This window comes from Streptococcus infantis, assembly GCF_047460405.1.
Classification (GTDB): Bacteria; Bacillota; Bacilli; order Lactobacillales; family Streptococcaceae; genus Streptococcus; species Streptococcus infantis_Q.
Map to the genome: position 1 here is coordinate 147,603 of NZ_JASHGH010000001.1, position 12,954 is coordinate 160,556.

Annotated in this window: 8 protein-coding genes and 2 pseudogenes; 1 reads left to right on the top strand and 9 read right to left on the bottom strand. The window is 39.2% G+C overall.

The features are described 5' to 3' along the window. Window positions 1-10: 10 nt before the first annotated feature. A complete protein-coding gene (locus QM928_RS00675) occupies window positions 11-1,033 on the bottom strand; it encodes a branched-chain amino acid aminotransferase (RefSeq protein WP_000219010.1) in 1,023 nt (340 codons plus the stop codon). A 253-nt stretch (window positions 1,034-1,286) separates the two neighbouring features. Here QM928_RS00675 and QM928_RS00680 point away from each other — a divergent pair, with 253 nt between their 5' ends. Continuing rightward, window positions 1,287-2,543, top strand: a complete 1,257-nt coding sequence (locus QM928_RS00680; RefSeq protein ID WP_414294225.1) for an ISL3 family transposase — start codon at window positions 1,287-1,289, stop codon at window positions 2,541-2,543. 54 nt (window positions 2,544-2,597) lie between these two features. Here QM928_RS00680 and QM928_RS00685 read toward each other — a convergent pair whose 3' ends face one another. The 8 genes and pseudogenes from QM928_RS00685 to parE form a co-directional block, all read right to left on the bottom strand. Beyond that, window positions 2,598-4,649 (bottom strand): thiol-activated cytolysin family protein, encoded by a 2,052-nt coding sequence (locus tag QM928_RS00685; protein WP_414294226.1) that lies wholly within the window; start codon window positions 4,647-4,649, stop codon window positions 2,598-2,600. A gap of 327 nt (window positions 4,650-4,976) precedes the next feature. Continuing rightward, the gene (parC, locus tag QM928_RS00690) at window positions 4,977-7,457 is read right to left on the bottom strand and encodes a DNA topoisomerase IV subunit A (RefSeq protein ID WP_414294227.1); all 2,481 of its coding nucleotides are present in this window, start codon (window positions 7,455-7,457) and stop codon (window positions 4,977-4,979) included. Window positions 7,458-7,754: 297 nt separating this feature from the next. Beyond that, complete coding sequence (locus QM928_RS00695; RefSeq protein WP_414294228.1) at window positions 7,755-8,603, bottom strand: aminoglycoside 6-adenylyltransferase; 849 nt, start codon at window positions 8,601-8,603, stop codon at window positions 7,755-7,757. Window positions 8,604-8,619: 16 nt separating this feature from the next. Beyond that, window positions 8,620-8,838 (bottom strand): annotated as a pseudogene (locus tag QM928_RS00700) (GNAT family N-acetyltransferase); the annotation flags it as partial. A gap of 66 nt (window positions 8,839-8,904) precedes the next feature. Continuing rightward, window positions 8,905-9,279, bottom strand: a complete 375-nt coding sequence (locus QM928_RS00705; protein WP_414294229.1) for a GNAT family N-acetyltransferase — start codon at window positions 9,277-9,279, stop codon at window positions 8,905-8,907. Between the two features lie 91 nt (window positions 9,280-9,370). Continuing rightward, window positions 9,371-9,893 (bottom strand): annotated as a pseudogene (locus QM928_RS00710) (aminoglycoside 6-adenylyltransferase); the annotation flags it as partial. Window positions 9,894-9,923: 30 nt separating this feature from the next. After that, window positions 9,924-10,919 carry an AbiH family protein gene (locus QM928_RS00715; protein WP_414294230.1) on the bottom strand — a complete coding sequence of 332 codons (996 nt, stop codon included), beginning with the start codon at window positions 10,917-10,919 and terminating at the stop codon, window positions 9,924-9,926. A 28-nt stretch (window positions 10,920-10,947) separates the two neighbouring features. After that, window positions 10,948-12,897 (bottom strand): DNA topoisomerase IV subunit B, encoded by a 1,950-nt coding sequence (gene parE, locus QM928_RS00720; protein ID WP_414294231.1) that lies wholly within the window; start codon window positions 12,895-12,897, stop codon window positions 10,948-10,950. Between the last annotated feature and the right edge of the window lie 57 nt (window positions 12,898-12,954).

Consider the following 12,954-nt stretch of genomic DNA (forward strand, 5'->3'; position numbering starts at 1 on the left):
TTAATAATTTTTAATCTACTTTTACAATCCAACCTTCTGGTGCTTCAATATCACCAAATTGGATACCTGTCAATTCATCGTATAGTTTACGAGTCACTGGACCAACCTCTGTCTCACTGTAGAAAACGTGGAAGTCATCACCGTGTTGGATTCCCCCAATAGGTGAGATAACTGCCGCAGTACCACAGGCACCTGCTTCTACAAATCGATCCAGACTATCAATTGGCACATCCCCCTCAACAGGTTTCAAGCCCAAACGATGCTCTGCCAAGTAAAGCAATGAGTACTTGGTAATTGATGGCAAGATTGATGGACTCAATGGCGTTACAAACTCATTATCAGCTGTAATCCCAAAGAAGTTTGCTGAACCAACTTCTTCAATCTTAGTGTGTGTTGATGGGTCAAGATAAATAACATCTGAGAAATGACGAGATTTAGCCATTTTTCCTGGCAAAAGACTAGCTGCATAGTTCCCACCGACCTTGGCAGCCCCTGTTCCATTTGGTGCAGCACGGTCATACTCATCTTGAATCAAGAAGTTTGTTGGAACCAATCCCCCCTTAAAGTAATTTCCAACTGGCATCGCAAAGATGGTAAAAATATACTCCTCAGCTGGTTTTACTCCAATGATATCTCCAACACCAATCAAGAGTGGACGAAGGTAAAGAGTTCCACCAGTTCCATAAGGGGGTACGTATTCTTCATTTGCACGAACAACGGCTTTACAAGCCTCTACAAACATTTCTGTTGGAACTTGTGGCATCAAAAGACGATCACAGGTACGTTGGAGTCGTTTAGCATTTTCATCTGGACGGAAGAGTTGAATACTGCCATCCTTTGTACGATAGGCTTTCAATCCTTCAAATGCTTGCTGTCCATAGTGAAGGCTTGGAGATGATTCTGAAATATGCAAGGTTGCATCTTCTGTTAATTCTCCTTGAGACCATTGTCCATTTTTAAAATTAGCGATATAACGATAAGGTAGTTTCATATAGGAAAAACCGAGATTTTCCCAATCAATCGTAACTGTCATGACAATCTCCTTTATTCTAATCAAGCTCTGTGTTCTATTCTACACTATTCTCCTAAAAATTCAAGTATTATTTGTAATTTTCTGAAAATTTTACTTATAAAAAGAACCAGCTCATAGAACTGGTTACTTTGGCTCTATAATTTCTGTAGTGGGTAGAACCACCATAGGAATTATGGAGCCTATTTTGTTGTAGAAAAAAAGTCCCATAAGACCTATAATGAAAAGTGACCAAACCATCATTAGAAAGAATCTTATGGAACAATTAAATTTTATCACAAACTTACTCGGAATTAAAGACAAGAACATCATAATCTTGGATTATCTTGATGCTGGAACGCATAAAGAAATCATCGCTAAGCTAGATTATACTGCACCTGTGTGCCCTCGCTGCCTAGGGCAAATGACTAAATATGACTTCCAGAAAGAATCTAAAATCCCTTATCTAGAGTGTGCAGGCTATAAGACACTCATTCGATTGAGAAAACGCCGTTTCCGTTGTAAAGTCTGCGGGAAAATAGCTGTTGCAGAGACTTCTTTAGTCAAAAAGAATCACCAAATCGCGACCATCGTCAACCAGAAAATCACTCAAAAATTAATCGAGAAAGTCCCTATGACGGCTATCGCAGAAAGTCTATCTGTCTCTACTTCGACAGTCATTCGTAAATTGAAAGAATTCAAATTCAAGACAGATTTATCTTTCCTTCCAACTCACATGTCTTGGGATGAATACAGCTTCAAGAAAGGTAAGATGAGTTTCATTGCACAGGATTTTGATTCCAGAAAGATCGTAGCTATCCTGGATGGGCGGACTCAAGTGACCATTCGCAATCATTTTCTTCGTTATTCTAGAAAGGTGAGAAGTCGCGTGAAAGTCATTACCATGGATATGTTTAGCCCCTACTATGATATTGCCAGAAAACTTTTTTCTAACGCTAAAATCGTTCTCGACCGCTTTCACATTGTCCAACATCTCAGTCGAGCTATGAATCGTCTTCGCATCCAAGTCATGAATCGTTTTGATCGCAAATCGCACGGATATAAGGCACTGAAACGTTACTGGAAACTCATTCAACAGGATAGCCGTAAATTTAGTAATAAACGTTTTTATCGCCCTACTTTTCGCTCACACTTGACCAATAATGAGATTCTCGAAAAGCTCTTTGCATACTCTCAAGAACTTAGAGAGCACTATGAACTCTATCAACTATTACTATTTCATTTCCAAGAGAAACAAACAGACCATTTCTTCGAACTGATTGAAGAAACGATTTATTGCGTAAATCCTATTTTTCAAACTGTTTTCAAGACCTTTTTGAAAGACAAGGACAAAATCATGAACTCACTGGAACTGCCCTACTCAAACGCGAAACTAGAGGCTACTAATAACCTCATTAAGGTCATCAAGCGCAATGCTTTTGGCTTCCGGAACTTTGAAAACTTTAAAACTAGAATCCTCATTGCTTTGAATATCAAAAAGGAGAGAACCAAGTTGGTCCTCTCCAGGTTATAACTTTTCATCAACCCACTACAGTTGACAAAGAGCCGTTACTTTCACAAGTGAGAATTAGTTATTTTCAACTTTTTCATCGTATTTTGGTCTGATTGTTGTACCTGAGTTAGTAATTGTACGTTTTTGGACTAGAGGAAGGTCTGTACGATTGTAAACTGTACGCCATGGTTCCCAAGCAAGACCTGTTTTTTCTTGAATCTTCACGCGTACATTACGTACATTTCCTTTAAATTGAAGTTCAGTTTGGAAGCCTGCTGTTCTGTTTTTACCATTATCTTCCCATTGACGTGAGCGAATGCTTTCAACTCCATCCTTATCATAAGTTACTTCATCCCAGTAAACATAGTAACGAGCGATATAAGCTCCCTTATGTTGTAAATTGAGGTAACCATTTTTATATGAAGTCACTTTAGTTTCAATGTAGTCTGTATTACTTTGAATTGTGGCTACTTGATTATCTTTCAAGAATGCAGTCTTATAAGAAATTGGAACAGCAGGGTTTTGTGTACTGAAAGTAGCTCCTTCTTGAATCAATTTCTTCAAATCTTCTACTGTACCTGTCACAACACGTGCAGCGCCATCAGCATTTCCACCTACGATTGAAACTGTTACAGTTGTATTCTTCAAGACACGTGCCCATTCAGATTCTGGTTTAATAGGCACTCCTTTGATCACAGCATTGATTGCTGCTTTCAACTCGGTACTCTTGCTTGTTGTTTCAAACTTAACATACATTTGACGTCCGTATGATACGCTTGATACATATACAGGAGGAGTATTTTCATCAATTCCACGTGCTTTCAATTGATCAACCGTTACTCCTGGAGCAAATACATCTGATGGATTTTTTGGAGCATCAAAGTTAGCAGTATAGTAAACTTGTTTAAAATCAACTACCTCAATTTGTTTTTCACCTTTGTGAACTGCATCAAAATCAATTTTCAAATTAACACCGACTTTTTCAAAGTCACTTCCGAATTTTGCTTTTAATTGATTCATGCTGTAAGCAGAAGTTGATTCGTACTGCATACGTGCTGGAGCAGGGTTCTTCCCAGCATATTTTTCATGCCAACGATTTAACAAGGTATTTACACCTTCCTGCATACCACTTGCAGTTGGATTAGCATCTACATAGCTATCTCCACCTACCATTCCTGGTAAATCAACACTAATTCTACCTTTGCTACGATCTAAACTAATTTGTTGTGGTTTATTTTCTAGAAGGTCTTGATTTGCTTTAAACAATGCACCTAGGAAAATATCTCCGTTACCATTAATGGCAACATCAGCCGAACCATTAGAAAGGCTTTTCTTCACTTTTTCTACGACCACAAATTCACTTCCTTGTTGTTTTGTGCTTGTATTAGTGTAATTTTCTAATGCTTCTCCTTTTCTAGTCAAAATATTTAATTTATCATAATTTAAACCAAATAAATAGTTATTTAGCTCTGCAGTATAATCTGTTTTAGCTTCGTTTTCTGTTTTAACTTTGTTTTCTGTTTTCTTATCTGCTACTACTTTTTCTTCTTTTACAGAACGATATACTTCAACTTCTGCCAAACTAAGAGGAGTTTTAGATTTATTTAATTCAATTTTTACATATCGTGCATCAACTCCTGAGAATTGAACATCAACTGTTGGTTGATTGTTTAAGCTATCTACATGTTGACGAGCCACTTCATTTCCATCTTTATCTAACAAAATAACATCAAAATTAGATAAACGATCCCCTACATTACTGTCTCCACGATTGTAAATACGAACAGTTCCCACACCTTCTTCTTTTGCTAGATCAACTTTCCACCAAGAATGATCTTGAAAATCTGTATGAGTAACTGAGCGATGGCCGTAGTCATTATCTCGATTGCCGTCAACCGCTCTAGAAGCATCTGCACCATAAGCAGTCGAACTCTGACTTGCAGACTTATGAGCAGCAATATTTTCACCAGCAACTGCAGCAACGCTTGGCTCTGTTGCTTTTACTACATTTGTTTGAAATACAAGGCCAGAACCTAGCAAAAATGTTGCAATGGCAACACCACATACTCCAACACTACGTTTACGAATAGAAAAACGAAATCCTTTATCTTGTTTATTTTGAGACATACAAAACTCCTTTTATATTTAAACCAACTATTTCTTGAACGCGCTTTCTTGAAACAATAAAAGTATAACATAAAAATAATATATGCGCAATCGTTTTCTTAAAAAAATATTATTTTTTTATTAATCTAGCTTGAATAATTGACCACATATTAATAATTTCACAATTAAATAACAGGCGGTCTATACCAATAAAAACAAGAAAACGAACAGGCTTGAGTCCCTATCAGTTGGGAATCAGCACTGTTCATTTTTGTATATATAATCAAATTCAACTCTTAAATCTATAGCTTAAGAAATTTCTCAACGAAAACCTTTTCATTGTTTTTATCATTTCTTAGATTCAAATCCTGTATAAGCTTCCTGAAGATAAGCATCAAAAACTTCTTCATCAGAAATGCTATCTGAAATGAAGCTTCCATTGCTTGTGCGTTCCGATAGATTCAAATATTGTAGGATTGCTTCGTAAGTCGTTCCATTATTTGATTGGATGACAAGCGTTTGCTCTCCATCTTCTACTTCTGTACTAAAGAGATCTCCAACAAATCCTTGCTCTGATACTGCACCAGCAAGGAAGACACGATGTGGTTTGCTCTTTAATTCTCTAAGGACTTGAAGACCACGATTAGCACGACTGGTTGCTGGAATTTCCTCAATCGAAACGCGCTTAAGACTTCCACGATGCGTCAAAAGATAGAAAGATGAAGTGTTGCAGATAAAGGCTGCTTGTATCACATCATCTGCTTTGAGATTCATGGCTTTCACCCCTGCAGCTTTGGCACCAATAACTGGCACTTCTTCGATGTTAAAGCGGAGGGCATAACCGTTTCGACTAATCAACAGGACATCATCCAATTTAATCGGAGCTACTGCTACAATCTGGTCAGTATCATCTTTCAACTTAGCATATTTGACAGACTTAGAGCGATAGGTTCTCCATGGAGAGAATTCTTTGCGTTCGACACGTTTGATTTGACCTAGACGAGTCGCTGCAAAGTAAGTTGTCGCATCATCAAATTGATCCACAACTTCTACATAGATCACTTCTTCGTTGGTTTCAAAGTTTGTAATGGTCTGGCTCAGATGCTCTCCGATGTCCTTCCAGCGAATATCTGCTAATTCATGAATTGGTCGATAGATGACATTTCCAAGTGTTGTAAAGATTAAGAGATGCTGGGTAGTTTTGACAGATTGAACAAAGAGTAATCGATCGTCATCCCGTTTACCAATTTCTTCAAGTGTTGAAGCTGCAAAGGAACGAGGGCTAGTACGTTTGATATAGCCCGCCTTCGTCACGCTGACGTAAGTATCTTCTTCAGCGATAAGACTAGCTGTATCAATCTCAATCACTTTTGCTGTATCTTCTAAAGTACTCAAACGTGGAGTCGCAAATTTCTTCTTGACTTCACGGAGTTCTTTCTTCATGAGATTGTACATGGTTCGTTCGTCACCAATGATAGCCGCAAGCATAGCAATTTTTTCACGTAGTTCAGCTTCTTCTTCTTGCAAGACAACCACGTCTGTATTGGTCAAACGATACAATTGCAAGGTAACGATGGCCTCAGCCTGTTCTTCTGTAAAATCATAGCTGACCTTGAGGTTTTCCTTGGCATCAGCCTTATTTTCAGAAGCACGGATAAGAGCAATGACTTCGTCCAAAATCGAAATAACACGAATCAAACCTTCCACAATATGGAGACGTTTTTCAGCCTTTTCCTTGTCAAAGCGAGAACGTGCCAAGATAACTTCACGACGGTGGGCAATATAGCTAGATAAGATAGGCACAATTCCAACCTGACGAGGTGTGAAATTGTCAATCGCCACCATGTTGAAGTTGTAATTGATTTGCAAGTCAGTATACTTGAAAAGGTAGTTGAGAACGAGCTCCGTGTTCGCATCTTTCTTGAGTTCAATTGCGATACGAAGACCATCACGGTCAGACTCATCCCGAACCTCAGCGATACCTGCCACCTTGTTATTGACACGGACTTCATCAATTTTCTTGACTAAGTTAGCCTTATTAATCTCATAGGGAATCTCAGTGATAACGATTTGTTCCTTACCACCTTTTAGCTTCTCAATTTCAGTCTTGGAACGAACAACCACGCGTCCTTTCCCAGTTTCATAGGCTTTTTTAATCTCATCACGACCTTGGATGATAGCTCCCGTAGGGAAGTCTGGTCCAGGCAAGAATTCCATCAACTTATCAACCTTGGCAGTCGGATGGTCAATCATATAAACCGTAGCATCAATAACTTCGGCCAAATTATGCGGTGGAATATCTGTGGCATAACCAGCTGAAATCCCAGTTGAACCATTCACTAAGAGATTTGGAAAGGCTGCTGGTAAGACAGTTGGCTCTTTCTCCGTATCGTCAAAGTTCCAAGCAAAAGGAACTGTCTTTTTATCGATATCCTGAAGGAGGTAGCCTGCAATCTCAGACAAACGAGCCTCAGTATAACGCATAGCCGCAGGCGGATCTCCATCCATTGAACCATTATTACCGTGCATTTCAACCAGAATCTCACGGTTTTTCCAGTCCTGAGACATACGGACCATAGCATCATAGATAGAAGAATCTCCGTGTGGGTGGAAATTACCCATGATGTTACCGACAGACTTGGCCGACTTACGGTAGCTCTTGTCAAAAGTATTGCCATCCTTATTCATCGAATAAAGAATACGGCGTTGAACCGGCTTCAATCCATCCCGAATGTCTGGCAAAGCCCGGTCTTGAATGATGTACTTGGAGTAGCGACCAAAGCGCTCTCCCATGATGTCCTCCAAGGACATATTTTGGATATTACTCATATAAGATACAAAGGGACGTTTCGGCCTGCCGAAAATTTCTGAAGAAAAATAGGAAATCGATGCAGGGTTCAATGAACCCTAGACGATTTATCTTTTTTCATAAGAAATTAGTCCCGTGTTCAGTTACCTCTAGTAACCAAACTATCCTTTCTGTAGTTTAAAATACGTTTTAAAAGATGCGTCAGGAGTTTTCACACAGCATTTAGGGCGTGTTCAACTCCTTTCAAAAAAAGTAGAGTAGGTTTTGTAGAAAAGGATTTCAGTTACTTTATATAACTAAACTATCCTTTCAGTAGTTTAAAGTTTTGAATTGTGTTCTTTATTTTCTAAGTGTTTTGGAAGTCTTTCTTTAGCATACTCAATCATCTTTTCAGCTACTTCCTTATCATAATCAAAGCCCATCTTTTGAGCAAGACTTTGACTTTCTTGATGGAAAAGTTGCATCGTAGCAAATAAAGTCTGAGGGATTTTGTCTATACTTGAAAAATCAAGGAGAGCAGAGAATTCCTTCTCTTTCTCTGTAGGTAAATACTGGAAAAGATACTTGTAGTTCTTACCAATGTCGACTGTTCCTCTATCACTTGCAACCTGCCAAGCCAAGAGCTTCAAGAGTTCTTGCTGACAAATACCGTAGAGATGGTCAGTCGCATATATGACTTGCTTACGGCATATCCCTTTGACCACGTAAGCGGACACCCACCAAAATTCATTACAAGTTTTTTCAAAATCCGTCTCACTAGCTGGGCTTGTCCAGAAACGCTGAGGACTGGGAGAATAGGACTCGAACAAGCCCTTCTCGTCTACTAAAACTGTATAATCAGCTTCGCTAGCTACCCAATCGTTAATGTGTTCTTTAGGACAGAGGGTTAGATCAATGCGATTCCCATCTTCAAAAAGCATGAGGTAGAGACGACGGTTTCCTAGGATATTATGCTGCTCAATCAGACGATCGCCAAACTGATCCAACCAAGAAAGGTCGGCTATCAGACCATCCAAATCCTCCACGATATAGACTACATCATAATCTTGGAACTCGTCCTTGGGAGCCTTTGGGTTTGTCCGCGAGCCGGACATGGCGACTGCATCGACCTGTAGTACTTTTGAGGTTTGCAAAATCACATCAAACATCTCAGTTTCAATTCTCATGGGAATACCTGCCTTTTTAGTGGAAACTCTTGATTCTGTAGAGGACATGTCTATAAAGCAGACTGTCTGCTGGAACTTTTTCATTATCAAATTCTTTGACAAATTCCATGCTCAGTTTTTGCATGACTTTTTGCGAAAGTTGATTGAGTAAGGATGTAAAAGAGTAAACTTATGACAAGATAGCTTGCTGAAAAACAAAGTCTAGACAGGCTTGGGCAGCCTCCGTCGCATAACCATCTTGGCTAATTCAATCGAATCTGTCAGACCCAGTTTGTTGTCAAGAGTCATTGGCTGTCTCCTTTCATTCAGATTTTCTAAATCCTGTGCCCACAGGCTTAAAACTTATTGCCCGATAAAATCCATCTGCTTCAGATATTAATTCAATCCGTGTCAAAGGATATTTTTTGTGGATCTCCTCAATCAGCTGCTGTCCCAGTCCTTTTCTGCGGTGGGATTTATCAATAATTATTTCAGCTAAAAAGGTCGTCAGCACTTCATCCGTCAGATAACGGGCAAAACCGAGGATTTTCTGGTCCTCTTCAAGCACCAAGTAATGAGACAGATTTGTTGAAACTAGAGATCTCACTTTTTCCTCTGTAAAAGAAAGCCATTTTTCACTTTGATAAAGGCTATAAATAGCTTGACAATCATTTCTGCTTGCAGGTCTGATAATCATCTTCTATTCCTCCAAATCTGTCAGACTTAATTAATACTCCCCACTGCTTCCGTTACCTTCATAGCAGGTTTGCGTTTTTTATAGCGACTACGGATAGCGTTGAGATGGTCAGTCGCATATATGACTTGCTTACGGCATATCCCTTTGACCACGTAAGCGGACACCCACCAAAATTCATTGCAGGCTTTTTTAAAATCTATCTCAGTAGCTGAACTTGCCCAGTAGCGCTGAGGATTTGGAGAATAAGACTCAAACAAGCCCTTCTCGTCTACTAAAACTGTATAAGCAGCTTCGCTATCTACCCATTCTTTCATGTGTTCTTTAGCGCAGAGGGTTAGATCAATTCGATTACCATCTTCAAAAAGCATGAGGTATAGACGACGGTTTCCTAGGATATTATGCTGCTCAATCAGACGGTTACCAAACTGGTCTAGCCAAGATAAATCTGAAATTAGTTCTTCAAAATTTTCAACGAGATAAACAACATCATAGTCTTGAAATTCATCTTTTGGAGCTTGGTCATTTGTTCTAGAACCCGATAAAGCCACAGCATCGACTTTTAGAGTTTTTGCGGTTTGTAAAATTAAATCAAGCATTTCGGATTCAGTTCTCATGTCAATACCTACATGGGGCTTCTAATTTGATTATGTTTTTATAAATTCAATACTTTCATAATTTTTTAATCCCCATTCTTTAAGAGTATTCTTAATAGACTTTTCATCATCTTTACTAAAATCATCAATAAAAACTTTTACATTAGGCAATGTTTCAAATATCCTTTGAAAGTACAGTTTATCTGGAGAATCTTGCTCTTTTAGATTAAAACCAATAAAATAAATTTCACTTACGTCAGAGAGTCTTTTCAAAAATCTTTTCATTACTTTAGATTCTAATCTGGCCTTTACAGGCTTTCTAACAGCCTCAATGCTAGAATCTATGTACGAATTTAAAGAAAGTGGATTAAAATCCTCCTCTACTTCCTCTTCTACATTATGACCAACCAAATATTCTCTTGTCCTAATGCTTCCATGTATATGAAAAATATCCTCTTCTCCAATTCCATATTTATCTTCCAATACCATTGTATAGTTAAAAGTTAGATATAGTGCAACATCCTTTGAATTTAATACACTTTCCTTAACAGGTAAAAGATGTTCATACTCTTCTGATTCTGAAATCGTATTGATCCATCCACTAAACAAGCTATTCGTCGCATATTGATAAAAATTTCTTAATGTTTCTGAGAAATCTTCTATATAGGTAGCTGTTTGAGAATAATCCAAATCTCCTTCAGCATCATAGAAACTATTCAGTTCAAATTCTATATTACCTATATTTGCCAAAGAGTTCTCAAAATCACTCCAGTCTTTTTTATCTTTAACTATCAATGAGATTAACTCGTAATATTTCTTTGCAACCTCTTGATCATTATACAATTCCTCACCATGATTACCTGTAGTAGAGGAAGGTATCTCAAATTCATAAAAAAAACTATTCCTTATTTCAGACATTTTATCTAATTTTACATCAACCTGAGAATTATAAGACTGCTGATATACAAATCTTTTAAAGTTCAAATAACTAGTCTTTAAATCATGAGCAAGATCAAACCCATTTCCGATAACAAATAATTTTTCCATAATAATTCCTTTAATATTTATAAACTTCTCAAAACACCATTTCCCCACTTTCCTCAAGCGTAAACTTGACATTGTCTTCAATCCACTTACGTCGTGGTTCGACCTTGTCTCCCATAAGGACATTGACACGACGTTCGGCGCGAGCCAGATCTTCAATGGTGACACGGATAAGGGTACGCGTTTCTGGGTTCATAGTTGTTTCCCAGAGTTGATCCGCATTCATCTCACCGAGACCTTTATAACGTTGGAGGGTAGCGCCTTTACCAAATTGTTTGCGGAGTTCTTCTAATTCTCCGTCTGTCCAAGCATAAGCCACTTCTTCTTTCTTACCTTTTCCTTTGGACATCTTGTAAAGAGGCGGAAGGGCGATATAGACATGTCCTGCCTCGACAAGAGGACGCATATAGCGGTAAAAGAAGGTTAAGAGAAGTGTTTGAATGTGGGCACCGTCAGTATCCGCATCGGTCATGATAATGATCTTGTCATAATTGGCATCTTCAATGGAAAAATCTGCTCCAACACCCGCACCAATGGTATAAATCATGGTGTTGATTTCCTCATTTTTGAGGATATCCGCCATCTTGGCCTTGGCTGTATTGATAACCTTACCACGAAGGGGCAAGATTGCCTGGAACTTGCGGTCACGGCCTTGTTTGGCAGAACCTCCGGCAGAATCTCCCTCGACTAGATAGAGTTCATTCTTAGCTGGATTCTTAGACTGGGCTGGGGTTAATTTACCAGACAACAAGCCCTTGTCTTTTTTATTTTTCTTCCCATTTCGGCTCTCATCACGCGCCTTACGTGCCGCTTCACGAGCGTCACGGGCCTTGATAGCCTTGCGGATGAGGTTAGAAGCCAATTCACCATTTTCCATAAGGAAGAAGGTCAACTTATCCGCCACAATGCCATCCACAATTGGGCGAGCTAGTGGACTTCCTAGTTTGTCCTTGGTCTGTCCTTCAAACTGGAGGTGTTCTTCAGGAACCAAGATAGAAAGAACGGCCGCTAGTCCCTCACGATAGTCTGAACCTTCAAGGTTTTTATCTTTTTCCTTGAGAAGCCCCGTCTTACGCGCATAGTCATTCATGACCTTGGTTATTGCAGACTTAAGTCCTGTCTCATGTGTTCCACCGTCTTTGGTACGAACGTTATTGACAAAGGACAAAATATTATCTGAAAATCCATCATTGTACTGAAGAGCTACTTCCACTTGGAAACCATTGTCTTCCCCCTCAAAGTACAGAACCGGTGTCAAGGTTTCCTTGTCTTCGTTGAGGTAAGAAACAAAGTCCTGCACCCCATTTTCATAGTGGAATTCAATCCCTTCATCTGTTCGCTTGTCCGTTAAAGACAAGGTAACATTTTTCAAGAGAAAGGCTGATTCATTAAGACGCTCTGAGATGGTATTGTACTTGAAGTCTATCGTAGAAAAGATCGTCGCATCAGGCATAAACGTAACCTTGGTACCTGTCTTAGACTTAGGCGCTGTACCGATTTTCTTCAAAGTCGTAACAGGTTTGCCACCATTTTCAAAACGTTGCTTGTAGATTGCACCATCACGGGTGATTTCAACTTCTAGCCAGCTAGAAAGGGCGTTAACAACGGAAGAACCCACCCCGTGGAGACCACCAGATGTCTTGTAGCCACCCTGACCGAATTTCCCCCCAGCATGAAGAATGGTAAAGATGACCTCAACCGTTGGAATCCCCATAGCGTGCATCCCAGTCGGCATCCCACGTCCGTGGTCTTGAACCGTTAAACTTCCATCTTTATTAATCGTTACATCAATACGATCACCAAATCCAGACAGAGCTTCATCGACTGCATTATCGACAATTTCCCAAACAAGGTGATGTAGCCCAGCACCGTCAGTCGATCCAATATACATCCCTGGACGTTTACGGACCGCATCCAACCCTTCTAGCACCTGAATGGCGTCATCATTATAATTGTTAATATTGATTTCCTTTTTTGACACAAGGAACCTCCTATTTGTTCATCTTTTCTATTTTACAGGTTTTCTAAGGATTTTGCA